Genomic DNA, 24734 nt, shown 5'->3' on the forward strand with positions numbered 1-24734 from the left:
ATCGGTCAGCCGTGGCCATTCATAGTAAGTTCGGCCATATCGACAAGTCGGGCCAGGTGCGCACGCCGTTGACGTATGATTTTGCTTCGTATTATCAGCATGGCCTCTCGATGGTTCGTATGAAGGACAAATATGGCTTTATCGATACGAGTAATCGGTTGATTATTCCACTCATCTACGACGAAGCATTCCCTTTTGACCGTGTAACGACAATTGTTGAGCGCTACTGGCTTCGGTATGAACTCTCCCTGGACGGTCAGGCGCAATTGGTGGGCTTCTCCTTTAAGCTGAAAGCGCTGTTTATTATTGCTGGCCTGCTTATTTTTATTTGGCTCAGCAGTCTAGTAAACGAGTTACGTAGCCAGTTTAGGGCGAAAGTGCCCAGGCATTAGCCATTCGACTGTAAGTATGTTGACGATCTCGATGGGACAGCCCGTGCTGAAGTATTCACCTAATTCCAATTAACAACGTCTCAGTAATTGCTTGTTTTTATGAACAACTACGTATCAAACAAACCATTTGTGTGACTACCTTAAAAACTGATTTTACCTAATCGTTGGCGATGGACTACCGTTTCTGCCAGTGCTGGGTGCCGTCTGCACTCAGCAAATTTCCCGCCATCGTTTCGCCCAATTCGTGGTTCAGCATGCTGAAGCCTGGATTCCAGCTCACTTCCAGCTCAGCCTCGTGGAGAGCTTCGAACTTTGCCCACCATAACCCAGGCGGGTGGCAGTCGGGGCGGTAGATATTGGCCGTCTCCGCCACCACAATTTTCTTGCCCGGAAACAGCTGCCGGGCGGCCACCAGCATATGGGCAATATCAGGCTCGAAATAGATATTTAAACCGATGATATCAAGTAGCCCCGGCTGGCCTTGTTGCCAGGTTAAACAATTGTTTTGCCTGGCTACCTCATCGACTTGCCCCAACACGGTAGCAAAAGGCCGGGCCTGATCAGGGTAAGGCATATCGCCCCAGCCCCAGGGTTCGCTCATGGCTGTCAGACAAGTAGGGTCTGCGGCTTTAAGCCCCCTGGCAATCGCAATGGTGATGGCGCTGGTCTGCCGGTAGACCTCCCACCAGGGCCGGCCGCCGAAAGGCCATTGCCGGTTATTGGGCGCGGCAATCCAATCGGTCCAGATACCCAGTTCTACGCCGATGTTGTAGCTGCGGAAAGCGCCCTGATATCGGTGAGCAATCTGGTAAGCTTGTTGGTACATAAGCTCGGCGGCTTGCCCACCCCAGAACATGGCCTCGTTAATCCACTCGGGTAATCCGTAGTGATTCAGGGCTAATTCAATCTGGCCGTTGCTGGTGTGTTGCAAACGGTCCAGCCAGGCATAATCCGGGCCATGCTTCGATTCGTCCCAGAGCACCGTATCGCGGAAGAGGGTAAGACCCATCTGTCGGCCCCACCGGTAGTTGTCCTCCATCTGCTGTTTATGGCCGGTGGCCCAGGTGTTGGAAAAATGGAGCTGGCGTCCGTCGTCACCCCGCCCCCTGACGACGCTACCGTCGAAGCACATGCCATACCTCATAGCTGTATTGGTTGTTAAGCCTGTTTAGAAAAACAACACCTACTGTCTAATCTGGTTTGAATCGGCCATTTATTTGGCAGGATCATGTGCTATTTTGGGTAATTAGGCGTGACCAAGAAGGTTGTCCCATAAAACCCTCCCGTGTGAGACGCATATAAGCCCATTCGTCTCACTCAGTAGCGAATTATGAGAATATATAAGCCTGAGATTACAATTCAGAACCGTTGCCAGAACGATTACTGAGTTGTTGCTGGTCAAATTAGGTAGAAGAAGTACCTTTGTAAACCTTGATTATCAAGGTTGTTGAAAGTAAATGGGAGTAGCAAGGCCGCACTCAAGCGCAGCCTTGTTAGTTATAGAATGTGTCACTAATTCGATCAGTAATTCTAAGCGTGCCGCCAAGAGAGCGGTTTCGTGAGACGGTTACTTTTTAATAACTGTCAACTTCAGTTGGTAGCATAGGGTGGTCGGGTTACGGGCGACAGCTTACACATCCCCCAGAGTACGTATTTTTGCTTGTTCGGAAAGGTGTCGGCAACAAGCCAGCCGTCCCGACAAGGCAAACGGTGGGCTTTGGGCTCAGTTTGACAGCAGTTAGTCAGGCTTTGCGTTCGGCTCAAAAAGGAATTTCGATCTGATTAAACAACGCGCTGCCGACGCCAGAAGCTAAATTGATAGGACAGTAGTAGTACTATCCCACCTTCATAGGGCTTTTACCATTAGGCCGATAGCTCAGTCGATAAAAGTTGAAATTGATAAGTCAACTCACCATCAAGAGGGCAAATGGTGAACTTCGCGTACGGCACAGAAACAGTCGGTTTAACATCGGGCTCAATCTCAGCAGTTACCATAACTGTAACTCGTTCAGCATAATTGGCTACACTCAGCCACACCTATTACTAGACGGACAAATTTTCTTAAAAAGTAAGTAGATTGCATAAGAGCCCAAAATTTTTATGTGAATATTCTGATGAAAAATGACCCCGCCCGGCCTTCTTCATGGTGGCAAACACTTCCCGGCATTCTGACAGCAATTGCAGCTACTATTACAGCTATAACAGGATTAGTGGCTGCTTTGAATCAAACCGGTCTCTTGCCTTCAAGAAACTCCGACAACAAAAATAGCTCATTTCCCGCTCCAACAACTGTCAATCCATCACCTGAAACTTCCAATACAGACAAACCACCCATTAATAGCCAAAAATTAGAACAGCAATTAGCTGACATCAATATAAAACTGGGTAGTACGAGTAAAGATGCGGAGAAAGTAAGAGGCTATTTTGTCGATACAAACTCATCCTATTATGTGCTGTCAGCGGGCTGTTTGCGACTTCTTGCCAAGAGACGCCTGAAAAAAACAGGATATTTGGACGTAATTGATAAGTGGTACACGGCTTCGGTTGGTTCCGAAAATTATCTCAATGCTACGGGTGATTTGTACGTAGAACAGCTTAAGCAAGCCCTAATCAAGGCTCAGAATGACTATTATGGCGATCAGATTAATACCTTTGACCAGTTGATCGAGTCTTACTGAACCACGTTTCGCGTATGCTACTTATTGGATTGGACAGATCTTAAAAAAATCAATGTCTTACATAAACGCTCTTTAGAATGAGATATGCCTTAATGAGCTGCCAATGCTCTTTCCACTGAGAATTAATAACACTACCAGAGTTTAGCCACTTAAGCGGGTTGACACTGGTCACTCCTCAATGTGGGAAACTACCCCCGAATTGCTAGCCGTACTTTATATGGAAACCGCTTGATATGGACCATAAACCAGCCAAAACCTGCACTTGGTAGAAAAAGCGGATGACCAGTCGGTCCGGGCGGTTAGTTTTGCTATGCCTATAGGGTGGTTGAATCTGTTTCACACATTTGTTAAATCGTTTGCACCTTTCATGAATCTCAAGAACACACGTTCTATAAAGACAACGCCGTCTTCAATTCAAGAAGAACCCCTAAGCTACGCCCAATTCACTTTACTACTGGCTCAGTACAAACGAGCTGTCTATGAATCAACCCATCAGGCTGATAACCCTATTGAGAGGCTGCTTAAGTTGTAACCGGCACTTTCCGTATCATCGGGCGTATGCGACTGGTAAAGTTGGACAGATATTAAAGAAGGTACATTCTCGTAAAAGGCTCCCAAGTGAGACGGAGCAGCGTTCATAATATGTACAACTCAAATAGGCCGTTTAATTGGGTACGGTCTTGAATACCCGGACACGAAACGCAGTTAACGATGTGTGCCAGTTAAGGTGTAGGATACCGCAAACAGGGGTTTGTTTTCCATCGGTTTTTGGGAGAATTGATGTATTGACGTTGGTTTTACTTTTTGGGGCTTGGGGCCTGCATGGCTCCCAACTCTTCTTTGAACAGGACGCGGGTTCCCTGCCCGGCCACGAAACACCAGCCACCGTTCCGCTTCATAAACACCTCCATGCGTTGCACCCGAATCTTTAAATCGCCTTTGGGCGTGTCCAAAACCACATCGAGCAGGTTGTTCAAGATCGCCGTTTTGCCGTCATAGATTCGGAGAATTTCCATGCCCGGCACGGGCGTTACCGACATAAAGGAGCTTCCGGCGTTAGTGAACTCCTGTTTCCACTCGTCGAAGCCGTAGTCGATTTTACCATCCGGATTTACAGTTACATAGTCGTCGGAGCAGTGCTTGCCGAGGCCGTCGATCAGGCGCATGGCGGTAATGGCCTTGCGGTCGTTGGGGTAGTTGGTGGTGTTAAACTTGCCCGACGGGGGCGTGTGCGGGTCGGGCAGGGTTTGCGCCAGTGTGGGCGCGGTCAGCAGCGCGAAGGCTGCGAAAATAACAAGAGGTTTCATTTGGTTTGACGTTTAGGCTATGTAGGCATAGATTGGAATAGATACGTAGTCGATAGCCATATCCTGTCCAGAAACGTTCGTGGACAACGGTGACAGAGAGAGCGATTTTAGACCGAGTAGCCATCCCGTCTGTGACTAGCTTTTGACTATCCCAAACGTACGTTACCAGATCCAGGGTAGGTTAGCAGTATTGTGCCAAAGCGTACTCAAGGACAGCCATGGAACAATTTTGTAGAAAAATGAGCTGATTTTGCTATAGCCGGGTAAGCAATAAAAGGGGACCGGGCTGAGTAAATGGAGAGGAACCGTACGAGTTACGTTTTTTTGCCGGAGGCAACACCCCCGCTGACGTATTCGGTTGGGGTTTGGCCGTAAACATCCCGGAAGCACTTGGTAAAATAGTTCGGGCTGCTGAAACCCACCTGATACGCCACGTCGGCTACGTTTCCCTGCTGTTGCTTAAGCAGACTGGCTGCTCGTTGCAAGCGAATTGACCGGATGAATTCGTTTGGTGATTGCTCCGTTAAGGCGGTCAGTTTGCGGTGTAGTTGGGTTCGGCTCAATCCCATTTCCCGGCTGAACCCGTCTACATCAAAGGCGACATTGGCTAGATTCGCTTCCGTAACGGCGAGGGCTTTCTGGAGAAACTGTTCATCGAGCGTGGTGACGACCAGTTCGGTAGGGTGCAGGGTGATCTGCCGACTGAACCGCTCCTGGAGCTTTTTACGGCCTTCCAGCAGGTTCCGAACCCGGACCTGTAACTCATCCAGAGCAAAGGGCTTGCTAATATAGTCATCGGCTCCCGTTTCGAGGCCTTTGAGTTTGCTATCCATGTCGGCTCTGGCTGTCAACAGAATAATGGGGATATGACTGGTTCGCTCGTCGGTTTTGAGTCGTTGACAGAGATTCATACCATCCAGGCCAGGCATCATCACATCCGAGATAATCAGATCAGGAATCGTTTTTATGGCGGTTTGGTAGCCGTCCAGACCGTTTTCGGCTGCCGATACACCATATGTTTTCGACAATTGGCTAACCAGGAACTGTCTCAGGTCTCCATTGTCTTCTACGATTAACAGCTGCCCTGAATGTCTCGTCCGTTTACCCGTTTGATGGGGATCCTCCATCTTGGAGGAGGGCGGGATCGAAGGTTCTGAAACGGGAATTTCCAACTCAGGGCCTTTCTGCCCGGGCCTTTCCCCCGCCGGTACGATTTCTAAAGGAAGGTGTATCCGAAAGGTCGTACCGCTACCCAATGTGCTTTCTACCTGAATATGGCCGTTATGTAGTTCAACCAGTTCGTTGACCAGGGCTAAGCCGATACCCGTGCCTTCATAAGATCGGGTTGTCGAATCATCAACCTGGTAAAAGCGATCAAAGATGCGGGGCAGTTGTTGTTCGGCGATGCCAATGCCGGTGTCTTCAACGATGAGTTGTAGCTCACAAGTACCGGTTTGCTCCGGTTCAACCGAGGCCGAAAACCGCACCTGACCCTTGGTAGGTGTAAATTTATAGGCGTTGGAAAGGAGGTTAGAAATAATTTGCTCCAGTTTATCGCTGTCCATTTGTACCCAAGCTGGTTGCAGCGAAACCGTATAGTGGTAGGTGATGCCTTTGCTTTCGAACAGGGAGGCAAACGAACCGGCCATTAGTTGAAGAAAGTGAGTCAGCTCACCGGCCTTCGGATGCAATACCAGTTTACCCGCTTCCAGGCGCGAGAGGTCCAGCAGTTGATTAATCAGTTGCAGCAGCCGGCTCGCACTACGGTCGATGAGCTGGTAATCGGATCGTCGTCTGGAACCCGGTTCATCCTGCTGGTCTAGCTTTTCCACCGACCCTTTGATAATCGATAGCGGGGTGCGGAATTCGTGAGAGAGGTTGGCGAAAAAGCGCGATTTGAGGGTATCCAGCTCTTGCAACGCCTGGGTCTGCTTTTCCTGAATCAGGGCTTGCCTGGAAAGCGCGTTGACTTCGATTAACTGCTGCTCAAGGGCACGACTGAGCAAGGCAAAATCAAGCCCCAGGTAGATGGAGGTTGCCACCGGAATACTCAGCGTGGAGAGTATAAATAGGATGTTCCGGCGGTTGGCAATTTCCACATTTAACAGGTCGGTACTCCACATGCCGGGCAAAAAAAAGGCTAAAAAAAATAGCAGGTAACCGATCGCCCCTAGGCCAATAATCCAGGCCCCCTCTTTCTGTCGACGAATAGCCAGCCAAGCAATTCGGGCCAGGTTTAGCTGACAGGCTATACCACACAAAACCCCGCCGACTTTCCAGCCCCAGTCGTATATACTCACGTTGAGCAACAGCCCGGCAACAATCCAGGCGACCAGCGCCCAATAAAATTTGTCTTTGCGTTGTTCCAGCAATTGATAAAGGGCCAACATCAGCAACAGGTTGCCCAACTGGTAGAAGCTATTGGCCAGATTGGCCACATAGAATTTATCGGAGACCAGGTGGGTAGCGACCTGTATGGTTCGCTGCAACGCATTTCCCAGCAGCAATAGAACGGCCCACAGCCCGAAATAGAGGTTGGCTTTTCGGCGGGGATCGAATCGATAAAAAGCTAAGTGAAGGATGGCCAATATGCCACACGCACTGATCAGAAACACATGAAGGCGTTCGGTAACGACCAGCCACTGCTGATAAAAAGTGTCGGCGGCCTCCTGCCTTTTTAGCTGAATCCAGAAGGGGGGATTCTCAATTTCAAAAACGGTTGTATAGTGAATTCCGGGCTGGCGGGCAAACCGGACGGCCAGTAGCTGCTCGCCGGTTTTACAGAGCGGGAAGGGTATGGGTTTCCACAACGGATCAAACGCGATTACTTTATCAGGATCGGCACTCACCACGCCCCATCGGTGCAGGAGCTGACCGTTCAGATAGATTTCGGAGGCCCCAACTTGCTGAATGACCAGCGCCAGGGGTTCTTTCAGCCAGGTACTATCGGTTGAAAATCGCAATCGCAGCCAACCCATGGGGACGGCATTCAGGGGGGAAGGATCGTTGATATCGCGGGTCAGCTTCATGATTGGCCAGCTCTGGTCGGGAAAGTCGGCGTTGGCCCATTTAGGATCATCACCGGACTGGAACCGCCAGCCTTCCTGGAGATTAATCCCTTCAGGCGGTAGGCTTTTGACGGGATTGACCCCCGTTTGTGCCCAGCTTCGGGAAACCAGCAGGAGTAGAAGGAGCAAAACGAAGAAATTAGTTTTCATGTAAAGTTCCTGTGTGGACCACGGACGTTACCGAATCATTCCGTTCTACTATAAAGGTATTAAAGTTTACCGCTCTGGACAAAGAAAGCTACCTGCTCAGTTTTACTGATATATACTATCCTTCCCTCGCTACGTCTATTCCTGTTCATTTAGATCAGAACATATACCTACTGGACACGGTAGCTTTAACTGGCCCTACTAGTACCAATGAGTAAGGTATTACCAGTCATTGCTAACCCGTCTGGTCACTTAAAAGACGTATTTTTTGAGTAGGTTGCCAGTCATTCATTTATCCACGTTGGTAAACTAGCCGACATGCCTACCGAACGGCCGCTCGTTCTTTAGATTCAAATTTCAAATACGTGTCAAAGAAAGGAAGCATTTCCGTGTAGATGCGGCCATCAAAACCGCCTATCTTGTTGACATGATCCCCTATGTATTCTTCGGCAAAATGCCTTACCTGGTTGGCTTCCAGTTTTTTACTGAATTGAAGAACAGCTATGGGTATATTCGTGGTTGCTTCGTTTCGGCCCCAGTCAAGCTTTAAGGCAGTTAAACTTTTCAGCGCTGGCAGATGACTCTCAATCATATTTATGGGAAAGTTGGCCTCCCATTTTCGCTTCGTCTCTACATCCACCATCAAACTGTCGCCACTATAGTTTACCGGCATTTTAGCCGAAAGGAAATTTTTTCCTGCTTCATCCGGTGAATACGCTCTGGCTAAATTTGCCATCGCTTTCCTATAAAATTTGGTCCACTCATTTCGGTTAATCAGATCATCATATATTTCCGCAATGCTATACTGATTTCTAAATGAATCAATGCCTTTAAAGAACGGAGCGTTTATACTAAAGTCACCGCCCCAGCCCAAATTAGCCGGACTGAGGGCATACACGGCGCCAAAAATATCCGGATAAAGCATGCCCATTTTTTAACGCGCCATTGCCTCCCATAGAATGACCGCTCAATCCTCGGCTGTTTTTATTGGCAATCGTTCGATATCGTTTATCTATATATGCAACCACATCTTTCCCAATATAATCAGTCCAGTTTCCGGTTAGCGTTGAGTTGGTATAAAAACCTGCGCCTAACTTAGCATCGCTGTTCGGTAGGACAATAATCATGGGGTGGATATCCGAGAATGGCCGCATCCATTAGTTCATGAATACGCCACCAGGCCACTACTAAGCTGTCACCTAATACATCCATATCACCATGCAAAAAATAAATTACCGGATAGCGCTGGTTGCTCGCTTCATACCCGGGTGGCAGGTAAATGGTTAGCCTGCGTATCGGGTCTTCTCCTGCGTGGTTACCTTGAAGGGAAGGCGCTACGAATTTTTCGATTATAAGTTTTCCCTTTTGCGGGTTCTGTGCCGGGAGGTTTCTCAAAGAGAGAAATACAAATAGACAGAGCAGACACGGTTTCATGGACATAGGTTTAAGAAGATGGAATGATGATCTACTGCAGGGTAGTACAGCTCTAAAGACTTATCCTTTCAATCCATATTTAGCCATGATGGGCTGCCGCTGCTCTTCGAACATGGTGATTCCATACCGAGTATATAAGGTATCCATTTTGTCAGTGGCCTCTTTTGAGGTCAAGGAAACACCCCGCTTCATTAGGTCAGGAATCAACCTGCCAAACATCGCTTCCAGAAAATTTTCAAAATCCTGGTTGAAAAACATGTCGATATACCGGACTGGTTTATCAGTGGCATTCCAAAACGTATGGACAATACCGTGGGGACGCAAGTGCCAGCCGCCCGCTTCGACTTCATACACATTGTCGCCAACCAATATGCTGACGGTACCTTCCTGCACAAACATCAGTTCGTCCAGGTCTTTGTGAACGTGCGGGGCCGGTCCCATCAGTTTAGGACCCATAATTCCCTCCATGCAGGCGAATTGTACGTTGGTTTGGCTGCTCTGCGGACGGGTACTCTGAATCCGAGACCATTGGGCCCTACCTGAATTGGCTCGGGGGGCGTGTAAAAAGGTTTTAAAGGGCCTCTGTCAATATGGGTAAATGCGGGTAGAAGGCGCTGAATCAGCGAAGAGGAAGGGGCGTCTAAGCCAGTCAGAAGACCTGAAGCCAGGAAATGTCGACGTTCCATAACAAAGTGATTGATTTGTTAGGCAAAAGTGAAAAGTCCCCACTAGTAATTGGTGGTACAGAAACGACTTTCTACATCTTACCTACCTGAACACTTTATTCGTGTAAGCCCAAAAGTCGTTCGGGGGCCTGATTGTCAAGCTGAAAAAATGAGGGGGGAGTAAGCCCAGTGATGCCTTTATAGTCTCTCACTAAGTGTTGATAGTCATAGTAGCCACACTGAAGGGCAATGCTTAACCAGTCCTTTTCGGGCTGCGCATTTTTCATCACGAAGGCTTTATCAAAGCGAGCAATTCTGACCAGTTGGGGAGCGGGGACGCCCATCCGCTCTTTAAATTTTCGCTCGAATTGCCGGGGGCATAAACAGGATTGGCTGGCCAGCCAATCCATCGAAATAGATTGGGTGTTGTGCCACATCAGTTGAGCTACTTTATCAATATCATGCGCATCTTTTTTGGATCGTCTGATGAGTCTTACGACAAACGACTCTGCCCACTCAAGCATTTCAGCGTACGAGTTGGCATTTCTTAATTGTTCGGTTAGGACTCGTATGTCTGGCGAAAAAACCGCTTCTGCATCGATATAGGTGTTGGTCAGCTCGTAAGAAGGAATGCCCGTTAATCGAAACAAAACACCGGGTTGAAACTTGATATTCAGGTATAAAAATTCCCGCCCAACATACCGATTGGTCACCACGGTATGTTGACCATGAAGGAAGGCCACGGGTCTTTTGGTTTTATTCGTTTCTCCTGGATATTGTACGTATTCGGGGTCCCGGAGAAAAAATTCAATGGAGTCGCCGGTTTTAGGCGTGTAGGCTTTCACCGGAATCGGTTCATCGGCGGGAAATTCCAGATGAACGATACAGATATTTTCGATATACTCCCGTAAAGCAGGGCTGGGCAAAAAACCTTTCAGCAGCATATCCCATAACTGATGTTTAGTCTGTTAAAGTTAACGAGTTTACTCAATTTTCCCCAACCTGATCATGGCCATTATCACTTCTAATTAGCCATTGCCATACGAATTCAATGGGGATGTCGATAAATTCGTGAGAACGAGAAACTAGTTTGTTGAGGTAATCTGAGCGATGGCTTTGCGCTGTGCATTGCGCTTTCAGGCTCCCACCCCACTTTCCAGCAGCCGAAACGTCCTGCTGGCACAGTCAATTTCAGCCAATATACCATAGGGCAGCGTAAAAACGGGACAGGTGTGTCCAAAGTCCATCTGGGTAATCACGGGCAGATCAGTTAAGCCTTCTTCCTCAAGTACAGTCAGCAGGGCCGTTTCGTATTCCTGGGCATACGTATTATCGCAGGGACGACCGAACAGGATGCCCTGCACGTTGTGTAAGATGCCCTGCTCGGCATAGTTGCGCAACCACCAGCGGACGTAATCCGGCTTAGGCTTAACCTCTGAGGTTTCTAAAAACAGGATGCAATCACGCCATTGATCTGGATGAGGCCATAACCGAGTGCCTTTCAAGGATTCCAATGTCTCCATGCATCCGCCCAGCAGTCGTCCTTGCGTTGTTTTCGTCCCCTGCAGGAAATGCCAGCCCGCAGTAGGCGTCAACTTTCGGGGGGTATGCTGTAATGAAGGATCTGACCAGTCCAGCAATTCAGAAGTCCACCCGGCTCGATTGGGGTGAATTTCACCAAGGGGCTGGACGGCGAAAAGTGTTTGTTGAATGTCAGCGATTTGATAGGGGTGCATCCCGCCATTTTCGGCAAAGCCAACCAGTAAGGAAGTGCCATAGAATGAGGTTATTCCCGCCTGCAAACACAACAAGTGCGTGACGGTGCTATCCGAGAATCCGAGAAAGATCTTGGGATTTTGCTGAATGACCGCTTCATCCACATAGCGTAAGATACGACTGCTCTCCTCACCCCCAATGTTGGAAATGATGGCTTTGATGGTCGGATCGGCAAATGCTTCCATCAGATCCTGAGCGCGAGCTTGGGGATGGTTATAAAGCCACTCAGCCGATTTTAAGGCGTATCTGGTCTCGACCACCTCCAGGCCGAAGGCCGTTTGTAGTTGGCGTTTACCTTGCTGATAACGGCCTAGAAGCTCCCCAGCTCCACCCCATGATAAGGAGATCGTGGCGACTTTGTCGCCCCGCTTTAAGCCTTTTGGTTTGATGAGTTGCAGCATCATTATTATTCAGCTAAACGACTGACTCCTCCAGCCACTGGATGACTACAGTAAGCTCGAAAAACGGCAGTTTTACTACTGCAAAAGTGGTTTTATAGTAGTCGATCGACAAAATTATGGTTATGCTCTTCCAAGTGGAAGGTTTCTCAAATAAGGCTCAATCAATGAGCCGAATCTCGTATTCTGTAAAAATGTAAAGCTGATAGCATTGACCAAAAATGCATATAAATACCCTTTAGATTATTAGCAGTAAGGAGCCGAACAGAATCCCTTCCATCACCCGTTGAACAAGGCCTCGGAAAAGCAAGCCAGGAATCGATAGCAGGATACTTCCTACGATCAGGCTACCCGTCGCTATAGAATATAGATTGTAGTCAATCACCATCCGTTGAGGACTGATTTGAGTTAGCCAATAAGCACAACCAATATACTCGACGGCTCCCCCTACGTTATGTATCTGTTGGCGACCACTTCCTGACAAGGGAGAGCCCACATCACAAGGAAAGAAGGCCGCAACTACGTATCCAGTCCCGACACACCCAGCGAATCCGGCTATGGCGGTTGTATCAGCTAGCGTTGCTATGAGCCCTAACAGTAAGCCAACTGGTAAAAATAACCCAAAACTGACAGTTCGCGATAACGGACTACCTACTTCGCCTAACTCACTAATGGTATGATGCCAATGGGAGTAGGCGGGCTTTCGCCAGCCAAAGTAACCAATGCCTGTCAGCTGAAGTAACGTACTAATAAGCGCTAGAATAAAAGTCATCTAAACAAATACGAAGCGTATAAATTGGGTTCAGGGTACCTGTAGCCCTGAACAAAGGAGCAAAGTTGATTGACAAGTAAGGAAGGAAAAAGAAAGTAGTCCTTATATACTCGATTAATTGATAGCTAAAACTAGCCATTCGATCAGCCTGCAATAAGTTAAATTGACAGCAGGGATAAAGAGCGGGAAACGGTAACCGCTTCTATCCACGTAGGCGGATAACATTCCCCAAATCAATGTTTATCTCTTAAAACGCTCAATTCGTTTACACGGACTCTCTAAAAATAAGTGAACGCAACGGCGGGCCGTGGATTTTCTGCGGGCCGCCCGCTCAGGCGGCCGGTACGATGCGGCAACACGACCCTACGTGTTATTATTATAGGTAGACTTGCCTTATGAAAGAAAAAAACCTCGAACTGGAACGTCTTGTCTTCTTTAGTGATGCTGTTGTGGCTATTGCTATCACTATACTTGTCTTTAACCTTAAACTCATCGGCGACGAAGGCAAGCATATCACCTTCACTGACCTGTGGCAAACCTGGCCCAAGGTTTTAGCATTTTTCCTGTCCTTTTTTATTATAGCGTTGTTCTGGAAGCTGCATCACCAGTTTTTTTTCTATATCCGGACGATTGATGAGATGCTGCTTTGGAATAATATATGCTGGTTGCTTTTTTTGGTGCTGCTGCCCTTCAGTACTACCCTCATCGCAACGCATTTTACAGACTCAGCTGCGATGGTCGCTTATTGTGCCAATGTACTGCTCATTAATGTTTTTCAGAATAACATTTGGGATTATGCGGCCAAACGCCCGGAACTTTTGACGCCTGGTATTGATGAGCGGCTCACCAAGTTTTACCGCCGTGTCTGTAATGTGGCAATGATCAATTCCGTTATATCGCTTGCCATTGCTTTTTTCTTTCCTGTTGTGGGATTTATCATTTTAGTCGTGCGACTTCCCGCTCTTATGTTCTCTGAAAGGCTGTTTAAAGCGATGAAATGATAGCCCACGAGGTTCCTACTTTCTAGTCCCTTTCTAACTGCGTCTCTTAAAATGCTCCTACTTGAGACGATGGAAGCTTCATGGTAGTGCTCCTTAAATTGGGTGTTTGAAGAGACGCTGTCCCATTCGGCCTTAGTGCATTCGGGATAGAGTCGGCGAATGGCGTTTTCCAGGCGGCTAAAGTCGTAATTCGTTGGTTGCTCCATCTTGTTTTAATCGCTTACCTTAAGCCCACTCATCGAACTCGGCTGAAAACAATACAATTCAACCAGGTGGCTAAATTAGTTGGTGCCGGTCAAGGTTTCAGGGTAGTAACAATGACCTCTTTGGAATCCGGTGGGAGGGTAATGAAGGTGCCGTCCACCCCGCTGATCCAGTCCGTCGAACGTACGCGGTTCAGACCCCGGTAAAACATACTATAGGTGAGCGGATTGGACGGGGGCGGGTTCAGGTGGGTAAAGACGAGGAGCCGCACCTGCGCAGCGTTTGCGATGCGGGCCGCATCAATCGGGTCAGCGTGGTAGGCCTGAATGTCGCCCATGATCCGGTCAAGGCGGGCATTGCCGGTGGTTGCGGCAGACTCTTGAATGAGCCGCACCAGGTGCTGCGACTGGGCCTCGTGCACCAAAACGTCACTTCCTCGGGCGGCAGCAACGAGGGGCGGATGATAGCGCGTGTCTCCGCTTATGGTGACAGAACGCCCCCGATAATCGAAGCGATAGGCGTAGGCGGGTGCCGCGGGCTTGTGATTCACCTCAAACGCGGTTATGGTCAGCCCCCCCAACTGGAGCGGAGCACTGCGACGATTCATCCGGGGCGTTGGCGGACCAGCCAGCGAAATGGTGGTTGCCCGCATGGTAGCCGCAGCCGGAGGCAGCAGACCGGACCCGGTGTTCACCGTCCTGTAGTCCTCATCCTGGGCATACGCCTGGTTAAAACCCTGAACAACCGGCTCGACTCCGGGGCCGCCATATACCGGCAATGGCCCCGGATGACCGTCTAGCCAGGCGTTGGTGTTGATCTCGCCCAGGTCGCCGATGTGGTCGGAGTGAAAATGCGTCAGGAAGACGGCTCCCAGTTCCCGGCCCCGCAACTGCCATAACGCCAGGTTACGCCCGCTGCCCGGCCCCGTATCCACCAGGTAGTATTTACCATTCGCGAACACGGCAACGCAGCTCTGGGCGCGGTTGGGGTCGGCGAACGGCGCCGACGTACCGCAAAGCAGCACCTTTAGGTTGTCGTCTTTAAAAAAAGGGGTATTCCCCGTCCGCAGGTGCTGCGTCACAAACAGCGTAAATACCCGATCCTGCACGGCAGGAATCAGCAGCATGCTGCCCGCGGCCAGGATTATACCCGCCAGGGCTACCCCTGCCCTGACCAGCCAACGTCGTGTGTTTTGTTTCATCGCATGAAGCCCTCCTTTACTGGCCGCGTCCCGACCAGCAGGTAAGCGGAATACAGACCCCCTGTGTGCAAAGTGCATAAGGCCTTGTTACTTGGCTGGTAGGCCGCCGGGAACTGACCGCGAAACACGCTTCGGGGATAGAACCAATGGCCCTGGATGTCGAGTTGGAGTTGATTGCCCTGCCGCAGCCGCGTGGCGTGCGGCCGCATGGCCATGACGACCGGCACCACCTCACCCGGCCGCAGCGGCTCATCCCGCTCGTGCCGGTGGACGGGCTGCGCGGGTGAAGAGAGCACCGGGTCAAGCTCACGCTGGGCTACCCGCTGCCAGCCCTTGGAAACCATATCCCCCGAAAAGCCGTAAGAACCCTCAAAGACGACCTCGGCACCGGCGCGGAACTTGCGAAGCCCCGCGAATAGCGACACATCATCCGCGCCCTCAACATCTACGTGCAGGTACAGCGCCATCTCGCCGATCATGTCCATATCTTCCGGCACCGTCCAGACAAAGCCGACACGGCCCTGAGGGGTTTGAAAGCTGGCGGTAGCCGCTACCGCAGGCTCCTGCTCCCCTTGCAGGGTGCCTGACGCAGCATCCAGCCAAAGCTTACGCCATTGCAGGTCGGGTGGTGGCCAGGCCAATTCCGGCAGGACGGCGACCGGGTTGGCACCGGTCTCGGTTAGGGCCAGGCGTACGGCGGGTTGCGTGGCCCATCCGTTTGCCGTGCCCTTCAGTACGTGATCGAAGAAACGGATTCGGGTGCGGGTCGCTTCCTCGCTGTAGTAGGCGCACCATTTGCCATCCCGGTGCGTGTACAGCCACTTCTGCGCGGACCCCGCCCGGCGGAAGACCTCAAACGAGCCGCGCGTGTGCAACAAGTGATCGGAGAAACTGCCGCAGACCAGGATGGGTACCTGGATGTCTTCCAGCCGGGGCGTTCGGGCCTTATACCAGTCGTCCCGGTGGGGATGGTCGAGAATGGCCTGATACAGGGACGTGCGTACGCGGGCTTCCTTACCGGTCAGCCAGCTCCACAACTGGCTGAACCCTTCCTCCCGGACACCGCCCGGTCGCGCGAAGTCACGGTACAGATCGCTCAGTCCTTCCCAGGGGCAAATGGCGGCCAGGTGGGGCGGATACAGCGCGGCTACCTTATACTGGCTGATGGCCAGATACGAAACCCCGTCGAGACCCACTTTACCGGATGACCACGGCTGCGTACCGGCCCACTCAATCAGATCATAGTAGTCCTCGGCTTCGCCATCGGAAAACAGATCGCCCATGCCCTCGGAGGTCCCGCCACCGCGCAGGTCGGCGTTGATGACCGCGTAGCCTTCCTTGACCCACACAGCCGGGTCGGGGGCCTCCCAACTGGTGTATTGCGAAATGCGTATGGGCCGGGGCTGCGGCAACAGGCGAGCCTGCACCGGTGCCCCACGTTCGCTACGGGTTTTGGCCGGTATCTTATCCTTGCCATAGGGATGCGCCGATAGGATGACGGGAAACGGCCCGTCACCCGGAGGCCGAAAGATATTGACCCGCAACACCGTGCCGTCGCGCACCGTCACCGGCGCGTCCCACACGATATGAATGTCGGCCGTCGCCGGTACGACCTCGATACCCGGTCGGATGGCGTTGCCAATAAACCGCAGGCTGCGCGCCACCGTGCGCAGCGCCTGAGCGCCGGATTTTCTCAGCGTTTCCCGCAGGGAAGGGGGATCTGACGATAAACTCATAATTTGTCTAAGAAAAATTTGCGTTAACGAGTAGTACGGGTAAGATGCACCCCCTATTGGCCTGCGCTGTTTTAGGGGTTGGGCAATCGGAAGCTAAGCGTCAGGCGCGCTACAACGCCGTTACTGATGGCAGGGCTGATTGGTGTCGGGGAGTGGCCCAGATTGACAAAGTCCAGTACGCCACCAGTCACCCGGTCGTTTCGCCTGTAAACCTCCAGGTTGCGGATGATACTGTACCCTACCGTCGCGCGCAGGGCCAGTTGGGGCCGCACATAGTATTCGCAAAACAGGCCGGCCAGGAAGGTACGGTAGCGAACGTACTCGTTGGCCACCGACAAGGAGTAGGTGCTGAAATTAGCCGCCATATCGAAACCCGCGTTGACTTTGGGGGTAGCCGCCCAGGCACCCGTCAGGTTAGCGGGCAGATCACCAAAAACACGCACCTTCCTGGATACCTGCCAGTCCAATCCGCCAAGTACGATGTAGATGGGGCCATAAAACGTTTGTCGGTAGCCGAGCGCAGCCCGCAACGCCAGCGTCGGTCTCACACGGTACACGCCCCGCACAATACCACCGTATTGTACATCGCTGCCCTTAATCTGTTGATAGTCGGCGCTGAGGGTAGGAATAAAAATGCCCGTCAGCCGTAGCTTTTGCGTGATCTGACGGGTGTAGCCAAGCACGGGTGCCCCGGCGTACAGGTGCTTCACCTCGAAGCCCGGTCGGCTGCCGTCGAAATACACCGCTTCCCCCCCCGCTCCCAGCAACAGGGCCTGCGACTTGTCTTTTTTGAGAAAAAAAGGAACAATCACGCTGGCCCGTATGCTGAACGCCCGGAAGCTGGATGCGTGGTCAGGCCCCCCGATGGACAGGGGAAGTACGTCAGCATTGAGGCTGACCCCTTCCGTATACCCCTGCCCCCGCCCAACCAAGGGCAGTACGACCAGCAGGGCCTGCAAAACCCAGCATTGAAGGCGAAACTGATGTGCTATGGCCCTTGCCCGCCAAACGGAGTCGTATCCTACATTCGTGATAGGTTGGCGAGCCCAGCCCATTATGTTGACCACCGCGTAACCAGAGGTGATTGAGAGCGGCTTATTCAGGAGTGAACGTTGCTGTTTCATAACGACCACAAAGGTCGCTGGCCCGGCACGGGTCCATTTACCGGTTCTTGCTTTTTACGGGCTGTTCGTTTGTGAATTCTTGCTCTTTTCTACCCCGCCGGGTTCCGTTGAAACTGCTGCGGGCTGCGACCCACCGCGCGTTTGAAGGCAGTCGAAAAGCTGGCCAGCGAGCCAAAGCCCAGCGCATCGCCAATATCGGCCACGGGTGCCCCGCCCAGACGCAGCAGGTATTGGGCCCGCTGAATTTTCCAGCGCAGCACATATTGGTAGGGCGACAGGCCGGTGGTTTGCTTGAAGAGACGGGCGAAGTGAAACACGCTTAGGTGGGCCAGACCCGCCAGGGTTTCCAGCGTCACGGGGGCCTCAACGTAGGCCTCCAGATAGGCATCGATGCGGGCCAGTACCGGCCCGGTCAGCCGCTGCGCCCGGCGGCTGACCCGCTCCGTGGCCTGGTACTCAATGAGGTGGTGGCACAGCGCGTTGGTCAGGGACTCGATATAAAGCAGGCCCAGCGCGTGCCGACTGCCGGCCGCAGCCAGCAACTGTCGGCCAAGCTGGACCAGGAAGGGGTCGTGAAACTGCGGCCGCCTGGACAAGGTAAATGGCGTCCGGTTCAGTACCTGATCTGCAATCTGCGCCATATACTGGTTATCAACGGTAAGGTAGATGTTATCGCTGGGGGTATTCCAGGTTAGCGAAAGGTCGTATTCACCGCCGGGGTACAGGCCCAGGTCGCCGGTGCGGAACACATTCTTACTTACCCGCGTGCCGTGCCGATGCTGCATGACCAGCGGTATCTCGACCTGGTAGAGCATCAGCAAGTGGTGCGCCTGGTAGTGCGCCGGTAACTCGCCAGCCCCCAGGTGGTACTGCTCCACCCGTACCCCCTGCCACGATAAGGGCGCGCTGGTGACCAAGGGGACTGGCTCGAAGCTCTCAGAAACATAATCCATGGCAACGCTGGCAAGTTGATGCAGTGCTTGTTGGTCAGGCATAATAGGCAAACAAAAAAGTAACTGTTTAGGTACCCATTTTGCTGGAAAAAAACCACAGATTGTCGCCTTTTTATTTGAAAAATACCATTTTTGGCTAATCCCGCCATTTTTAATTGAAAAATGGCCAGTCCGAACACAGATTTAGAGCGTGTTGGGGAATTGAAAAAAGCTGATAGCCGTATCACCTTTGTGGTCGCCAAACTACAAGGAGATGACCAAACAGTTTACTAAACTGACCGCTCCGGCAGCCCGGCGACTACCAGTGGGCAGCAATATCGCCCTTTTTGCCCCTTAAACGCAAACGAAAACTCGATTTATGTAACGTGATGAATGCCATCTTGTGGTTGCTTCGCACCGGCTGCCAATGGCGAAATCTACCTGATGAGTACCCGCATTGGCAGGCTGTGTACTATTATCTTGACCGATGGAAAACCGATGGGACACTCGAACGAATTAACCGGGAGTTGAACCAACTGGATCGAAAACAAGAAGAACGGAAAGCCTTTCCATCCGTTTTTTGCGTTGACAGTCAGCGTGTTAAGTTAGCTCCTCTGATCTGTGAATATCGAGGTCTTGACCCCCATAAAAAAGTAAATGGGCGTAAGCGCCAGTTATTGGTCGATACCGGTGGCCGTTTGTGGGCCGCTCATGTACACGCGGCCAATGACGCTGATGGCCCGGCCGCATTAGTCTTGGTGAGTGACATTTTGTGGTACGGTGAGCGCGTTGAAAAGGTGTTTGGGGATGGGTCATACGGCGGTATTTTTGGAAAAACTCTGGCCCATTGGGACATCGATTTTGAGCGGGCTTCTCGTCCCGAATCAGCTCAGGGCTTCGTACCCGTTGCCAAGCGCTGGGTCGTTGAACGGAGCATAGCCTGGACCAATTTCTTTCGGCGGCTGGTAAAAGATTACGAGTACACGCCATCTTCTTGGGTTGGCTGGCTACTTTTAGCCAACATTCAAATGATGTTGCAACGAATCAAACCAATGCCCCCAAGATAATTTCCCAACACCCTCTAAGGAGTGATAAAGCCTGTCGTTTTTTCGTTCAGAAAATTTCAGGCAGAGTGATACCAATTCAAAAATAATGGAAAATGTTTCTTTGTCTAACGCTAATGGCTTTGCCGGTGTAATACCTTCTAATAACCTCAGATAGTCAGGATTCAAATTTTCATTATTGATCGCCCAGGTGCTGACTGTTACATTCTCCATCTCTATGATACGATGTACCTGATTAGGGTGCATGTAGATGACAGACGAGGGCTTAATGATGTAGGTTTGAAAATCAATTTCAATGTGAACGGTTCCATTTTCAAGCAGGAAAAATGTATGCCGGTCTTCCCGATGGGATTGTTTTGCCTCCTCAAAATTGGGTAAAGTTTTAAACGATGTCCTTTCAATGGCAATACCTGCGCTAAACTCGTTCACTATAGAGTTTATAGGAATGGATGTGTTTTTTTTACGCATTACCTGTTAAGTTCACAATATGAAGTTAAGGGTTTTGAATGGTTTGGTCGCGTACTGTAACAGGCACTTGGTATCATAGCATTGCCTGCGTTTTCACCGCGCTCCCGTATATTGTCTGCTATGTTCTTTGCTCGGAGGTGTTGGTTTGGAGGTTCTTAGGGGGCCTGTTTCAAAGCATTGGTTTCGTACCGCAACCTCGGACGGTCGCAACGGTGGACCACACAGGCGGCCCTGCGTGAAATCCGTCACGTGATCATAAGCTATAAAATTTGGTAAAGAAAGCGATTGCTTTATAGAGGATCATACGACAGTCCCGTCCAATCTGATTTCTCATTCCATAAGTTGAAATGCACAACGCGTTTGGGAAATGTACAAATGGCTAACCCTAAGTTAGTTTGTACATTTCCCAAACGCGTTGTGCAACCGGAGTTATGTTAAGCGAGAAAAACGAGAAAACGGGACCTTTCAAGTCATACAAAAAAGAAGAGTTGAATTATATGAATAAACTCAAGCGTAGGTTATGCATAGATACTCTTAAGGGCTCCGTTGATGGTAGGGTAATGGTAAGTATATAGTTGCTGGAGGAGGGCGGAGGGCCTGGCGTTAATGCTGCTCAGGACAAAGGTGCTGCGTTCGCCCATAATCATCTTTAAGAGAAACCTGGGGGTGGAAGGCATCCACAGTGATTTGTTGAACTGCCGGGCAATCGCATCCACCAATTGCCGATTCGTAACGGGTTCAGGAGCCGTTTGGTTAAATACTCCTTCCAGGGAAAAATTAGTAACGGCCAGCAGATATAAGCCGACCACGTCTTGAAGGTGAATCCAGGACACCCATTGATGGCCAGTGCCTATGGGGGCTCCATAACCCGATTGTACGGGTTGCGCCAGCGCTGGCAGCGCCCCGCCTTCTTTGGTCAGCACCACGCCGGTTCGGAACTTAACCACGCGCAGATTCAGGGCTTTTCCTTCATCGACGGCCGCTTCCCATTGACTCGTACAGGTAGCCAAAAAATCAGTAGCGGGTGCACTTTGTTCGGTTAACAGGTCATCACCCCGGTTGCCATAGTAGACAATGCCAGAGGCCGAAATGATCGAGTGGACCGTGTGCGTCTGTTGACGCATCAGGCGGTAGAGGAGCCGGATTGACTCGATGCGGCTGCTGATAAGTTCAGTCTTCCGCTCAGGCGTCCAGGGCTCACTGGCGATATCGGCCCCGGCGAGATGAATAATCGTATCCACACCCTCCAGGCAGTGTTCGTCGATTTGCCCTTTCGGTATATCCCAGCCATAGGTCGTTACACCGTCAATATGACTGGGCTGGCGGCTGAGGTGACTCACGCGATGGCCTTGCTGCAGTAAGGCCTGAGTTAACGGCTTACCGACCAGCCCGTTGCCACCGGTGATTAAAACGTGATGCGTTTTCATAACCCTATTGATTTAGATTCAACAAAGCTAGCGGAGCGTGGCGGCTCAGAACGATAACATAAGATAAGAAGCACGTCTACAGAAATCGCGGGCACTGTGATGGGACTACCGGGCCACCGATTACCTTCGGCTCACCCGATGGCGAATGCGGCTTAGACTAACGGGGGTAATACCTAAATAATTGGCGATATAGTGCTGGGGGACCCGTTGCAGTAGGTTTTTCTGGTCACCTTCCACTAGATCCAGGTAGCGCTCTTCGGGACTCAGTAGTAACAGTCCCGCCATGCGCTCTTCTAAAGCAACCATGATATATTCCGCGAGCCGTCGCCCAAACAACTGCCAGCCGGGATATTGATCAAAGAGCGATTTGAGCACCGAATAGGAGAAGCAAAGGCAGGTTACGTCACTAAGGGCTTCAATCGTGACGGGCGAAGGACGATTTGTGATGCAACTCATGTAAGCGCTAACCAGTTGACCCTCTAAGAAAAAGTAGGTTGTTCTTTCGTTACCATCTTTGGTATAAAATTGACGAAACAGTCCGTCGACTACGAAGCCAATTTGATTAGCCACGCTACCCTGTTGAATGAGATACTGGTGTTTCTTTAGGGTAACGATCGACAGATGGGGCACAAGAGCGTCCCATTCGTTATCGCCCAAGTGGGAAAAATGACTCATGTGCTGGCGCATTTTGTCCTGCCCCCCTGAAAATGAGCCAGTGAAAAGTAGAGTAAAAAAAACTAACTTTCATTGGTAACCCAGAGGGACATGAAACAAGGCAAATTCACTGAATCGCAAATCGTGGCGATTCTTAAACAGCAAGACAGTGGTCAAACGGTTGCTCAGATCAGCCGCGAACATGGTGTGAGCGAGGCCACTTTTTATAATTGGAAAGCTAAATACGGCGGTATGCAAGTTTCGGAAGTGAAGCGACTGAAAGACCTCGAAGACGAAAATCGACGGCTCAAAAAGATGTATGCTGAACTAAGTTTGCAACACGAGATTACCAAGGAGGCACTCCAAAAAAAGTGGTAGGGCCTGTTGAGCGCAGAGCGTTGGTCAAGTGGATGGTCGCTGAAAAGCAGATCAGCCAACGCAAAGCCTGCCGTTGGACAGGCCTTAGCCGGAACTCGATGGCGGAGCCGGTGGCCGTTAAGGAGAAGGACGAGGCTCTTCAAGACCGTATTCGACAGGTGGCTAACCGCTACAAACATTGGGGTTTACTGAAGATTCACAAGAAGTTACGCAAGCAAGGTGAGATAGCTAACCATAAGCGTGTCAGGCGTTTATATCGATCAGCAGGTTTAACACTACCCCGTAAGCTGAGAAAGCGGTTACCTGAATCGGTTCGGCAACCGTTGCCTAAAGCGATAGCTTGTAATGGTTGTTGGTCATTGGATTTCACAACCGATACCTTAACGGATGGCCGTAAATTCCGCACCTTAAATGTGCTGGATGACTTTAATCGGGAGGCCTTGGGAATTGAAGTAGACTACTCTTTGCCTGCTCAGCGAGTAACTAGGCTATTAGATCAGCTAGTCGAACGATTTGGCAAACCGGAGCGGTTACGAAGCGACAATGGCCCCGAGTTCATTAGCCAAACGCTGCAAGATTGGTGTACTGATAAAAAAGTAGTATTGCACTGGATTGAGCCAGGGAAGCCGACTCAGAATGCGTATATCGAACGGTTTAATGGCACCTTTCGACGGGAAGTACTGAACGCCAATCTGTTCAGTAGTCTGGCCCAGGTGCGCCGAACGGTGGAAACCTGGCTAGTGGAGTATAATACGGAACGTCCCCATCAGGCGTTAAAGTTTATGACACCCGTCGAATACCGACAGGCGGCTTAAACTCTAGTCAAAACTGGCTCATAAAACGGGGTAAGAACATAATGAGCTTTTTAATCGTCGCGATGTTTTAGCTTATTTTATTGTAGCAGCTATTGGGGCTTCGATACAACTCATAGCTGGTAGTTTACTCCAGGACTGGTTTCAACTTAGTTACAGACAAGCACTGTTAATAGGCTACTTAGTGGCGTTTTTCGTTGGGTTCTTCTTGACGAAGCTGTTTGCTTTCAATGCAAAGAACTCAGCTCAGACCAATCGTGAAGCAGTTAAGTTTACCATAGTCTCAATTATTTCCTGTATAATCACAGTCTATGGGTCAACCCTACTTTATGACTACTCAACCAATAAGTTTGAGCAACTCACCTTGCTAATTCCTTTCTCGATAAAGGAAATTAACGTTAATAAACTCGTAGCACAAGTCTTAGGCATGGGAGCCAGTTTTTTAAATAACTATATACTACACAAACAATTCACATTTCGTAACACTGGTTTTTATGAGAAACTGAAAAACCTACTTAATCTGTAAAAGGTAAATTGAACAAATTCAATGCACATATAGAATCCCACCCTATTCAATTCATGAAATAGTCTCTTCATATAATCATAGTGGCTATTGCAAAAGTCTGTAATGGGTTTAAAAGGCATACATTGGGGACCCGTTACAACCCAATTCGTGGTTAAACTTGCCGGGTCAACGAGCCCGTCTACAGCCGTATCGACTTTTGCAACAGCCACCATAGTTATACAACAACCCTTGAAAAAATGCTAGTGGTGACATCCGATGTCACCACTAGCATTTTTGTATTTTTATCCCTGTTATAGGAGTCTGCGACGCTGTTTTTAGTAGTTGGGGCTTTGCCCCAAACCCCAGGATTTTCTTAGGCATAGACCACCCCAACTGTGGACAAAAAAGCAGCTTAGCAATTCGCCAAGCTGCTTTTTACAACCTAATCTTTAAGCAGCTAAAGTACAGCCTTAAATCATTGCTTAATCGATTAATCGACTAATTAGGACAGTACATAGATGAAAAGGGGGACTTATAGTATAAGCAGTTAAATTCTTATGGCCTTTTTTGTTCACAGTTGGGATGAGACAT

The 24734-nt window shown here is 50.2% G+C and carries 22 protein-coding genes and 1 pseudogene; 6 read left to right on the forward strand and 17 right to left on the reverse strand.

Translation table 11 applies throughout. From position 1 onward, the window contains the following. Positions 1-392 (forward strand): WG repeat-containing protein (locus tag ACFS25_RS26710; RefSeq protein ID WP_381507374.1); only part of this gene is annotated, 392 nt, incomplete at its 5' end. Between the two features lie 175 nt (positions 393-567). Here ACFS25_RS26710 and ACFS25_RS26715 read toward each other — a convergent pair. Further along, positions 568-1431 carry a hypothetical protein gene (locus tag ACFS25_RS26715; RefSeq protein WP_381507377.1) on the reverse strand — a complete coding sequence of 288 codons (864 nt, stop codon included), beginning with the start codon at positions 1429-1431 and terminating at the stop codon, positions 568-570. A 1075-nt stretch (positions 1432-2506) separates the two neighbouring features. Here ACFS25_RS26715 and ACFS25_RS26720 point away from each other — a divergent pair. Beyond that, entirely contained in the window at positions 2507-3070 is a 564-nt protein-coding gene (locus ACFS25_RS26720) for a hypothetical protein (RefSeq protein WP_381507379.1), read from the forward strand. Positions 3071-3867: 797 nt separating this feature from the next. Here the strand turns inward: ACFS25_RS26720 and ACFS25_RS26725 are convergent. From ACFS25_RS26725 to ACFS25_RS26765, 9 genes are all read right to left on the reverse strand, one after another. After that, positions 3868-4377, reverse strand: a complete 510-nt coding sequence (locus ACFS25_RS26725) for a nuclear transport factor 2 family protein (RefSeq protein ID WP_381507381.1) — start codon at positions 4375-4377, stop codon at positions 3868-3870. A gap of 314 nt (positions 4378-4691) precedes the next feature. After that, entirely contained in the window at positions 4692-7595 is a 2904-nt protein-coding gene (locus ACFS25_RS26730; protein ID WP_381507383.1) for an ATP-binding protein, read from the reverse strand. Between the two features lie 319 nt (positions 7596-7914). Beyond that, complete coding sequence (locus ACFS25_RS26735) at positions 7915-8517, reverse strand: hypothetical protein (RefSeq protein ID WP_381507386.1); 603 nt, start codon at positions 8515-8517, stop codon at positions 7915-7917. Next, positions 8468-8746 carry an alpha/beta hydrolase-fold protein gene (locus ACFS25_RS26740; protein WP_381507389.1) on the reverse strand — a complete coding sequence of 93 codons (279 nt, stop codon included), beginning with the start codon at positions 8744-8746 and terminating at the stop codon, positions 8468-8470. The genes ACFS25_RS26735 and ACFS25_RS26740 overlap by 50 nt, the downstream gene beginning before the upstream one ends. Next, a complete protein-coding gene (locus ACFS25_RS26745) occupies positions 8688-8987 on the reverse strand; it encodes an alpha/beta hydrolase-fold protein (protein ID WP_381507392.1) in 300 nt (99 codons plus the stop codon). Before ACFS25_RS26745 ends, ACFS25_RS26740 begins: the two co-directional genes overlap by 59 nt. Positions 8988-9086: 99 nt before the next feature. Next, entirely contained in the window at positions 9087-9494 is a 408-nt protein-coding gene (locus ACFS25_RS26750) for a cupin domain-containing protein (protein ID WP_381507395.1), read from the reverse strand. A gap of 313 nt (positions 9495-9807) precedes the next feature. Next, complete coding sequence (locus ACFS25_RS26755; protein WP_381507398.1) at positions 9808-10635, reverse strand: helix-turn-helix domain-containing protein; 828 nt, start codon at positions 10633-10635, stop codon at positions 9808-9810. Positions 10636-10827: 192 nt separating this feature from the next. Continuing rightward, positions 10828-11871: a S66 family peptidase gene (locus ACFS25_RS26760; RefSeq protein WP_381507402.1), complete on the reverse strand. Its 1044-nt coding sequence runs from the start codon at positions 11869-11871 to the stop codon at positions 10828-10830. A 232-nt stretch (positions 11872-12103) separates the two neighbouring features. Beyond that, positions 12104-12637 (reverse strand): DUF998 domain-containing protein, encoded by a 534-nt coding sequence (locus tag ACFS25_RS26765; protein ID WP_381507405.1) that lies wholly within the window; start codon positions 12635-12637, stop codon positions 12104-12106. A 395-nt stretch (positions 12638-13032) separates the two neighbouring features. On the opposite strand from ACFS25_RS26765, the gene ACFS25_RS26770 reads away from it, so the two are divergent. After that, positions 13033-13638: a TMEM175 family protein gene (locus ACFS25_RS26770; protein ID WP_381507408.1), complete on the forward strand. Its 606-nt coding sequence runs from the start codon at positions 13033-13035 to the stop codon at positions 13636-13638. 295 nt (positions 13639-13933) lie between these two features. On the opposite strand, the gene ACFS25_RS26775 is transcribed toward ACFS25_RS26770, so the two are convergent. From ACFS25_RS26775 to ACFS25_RS26790, 4 genes are all read right to left on the reverse strand, one after another. Next, positions 13934-15043 carry an MBL fold metallo-hydrolase gene (locus ACFS25_RS26775; protein WP_381507411.1) on the reverse strand — a complete coding sequence of 370 codons (1110 nt, stop codon included), beginning with the start codon at positions 15041-15043 and terminating at the stop codon, positions 13934-13936. Continuing rightward, on the reverse strand, positions 15040-16779 hold the full coding sequence (locus ACFS25_RS26780; RefSeq protein ID WP_381507414.1) for a CocE/NonD family hydrolase: 1740 nt from the start codon (positions 16777-16779) through the stop codon (positions 15040-15042). The genes ACFS25_RS26775 and ACFS25_RS26780 overlap by 4 nt, the downstream gene beginning before the upstream one ends. Positions 16780-16850: 71 nt before the next feature. Beyond that, positions 16851-17903, reverse strand: coding sequence for a DUF6268 family outer membrane beta-barrel protein (locus tag ACFS25_RS26785; protein ID WP_381507417.1), 1053 nt, complete (start codon positions 17901-17903; stop codon positions 16851-16853). Positions 17904-17992: 89 nt separating this feature from the next. Further along, positions 17993-18898 carry a helix-turn-helix transcriptional regulator gene (locus ACFS25_RS26790; protein WP_381507420.1) on the reverse strand — a complete coding sequence of 302 codons (906 nt, stop codon included), beginning with the start codon at positions 18896-18898 and terminating at the stop codon, positions 17993-17995. A 284-nt stretch (positions 18899-19182) separates the two neighbouring features. Here ACFS25_RS26790 and ACFS25_RS26795 point away from each other — a divergent pair, with 284 nt between their 5' ends. After that, on the forward strand, positions 19183-19902 hold the full coding sequence (locus ACFS25_RS26795; RefSeq protein WP_381507423.1) for an IS5 family transposase: 720 nt from the start codon (positions 19183-19185) through the stop codon (positions 19900-19902). Here ACFS25_RS26795 and ACFS25_RS26800 read toward each other — a convergent pair. From ACFS25_RS26800 to ACFS25_RS26810, 3 genes are all read right to left on the reverse strand, one after another. After that, positions 19849-20367: an AraC family ligand binding domain-containing protein gene (locus tag ACFS25_RS26800; protein WP_381507426.1), complete on the reverse strand. Its 519-nt coding sequence runs from the start codon at positions 20365-20367 to the stop codon at positions 19849-19851. The genes ACFS25_RS26795 and ACFS25_RS26800 overlap by 54 nt on opposite strands. A gap of 518 nt (positions 20368-20885) precedes the next feature. Continuing rightward, positions 20886-21794: a TIGR01777 family oxidoreductase gene (locus ACFS25_RS26805; protein WP_381507430.1), complete on the reverse strand. Its 909-nt coding sequence runs from the start codon at positions 21792-21794 to the stop codon at positions 20886-20888. A gap of 120 nt (positions 21795-21914) precedes the next feature. Continuing rightward, positions 21915-22469 carry a Crp/Fnr family transcriptional regulator gene (locus ACFS25_RS26810; protein WP_381507433.1) on the reverse strand — a complete coding sequence of 185 codons (555 nt, stop codon included), beginning with the start codon at positions 22467-22469 and terminating at the stop codon, positions 21915-21917. Between the two features lie 90 nt (positions 22470-22559). Between ACFS25_RS26810 and ACFS25_RS26815 the strand changes: the two are divergent. Both ACFS25_RS26815 and ACFS25_RS26820 read left to right on the forward strand, forming a co-directional pair. Then, positions 22560-23641 (forward strand): annotated as a pseudogene (locus ACFS25_RS26815) (IS3 family transposase). A 79-nt stretch (positions 23642-23720) separates the two neighbouring features. Further along, a complete protein-coding gene (locus ACFS25_RS26820; RefSeq protein ID WP_381507453.1) occupies positions 23721-24164 on the forward strand; it encodes a GtrA family protein in 444 nt (147 codons plus the stop codon). Positions 24165-24734: the final 570 nt, after the last annotated feature.

The sequence above is a fragment of the Spirosoma flavum genome, assembly GCF_042686045.1.
Lineage (GTDB): Bacteria > Bacteroidota > Bacteroidia > Cytophagales > Spirosomataceae > Spirosoma > Spirosoma flavum.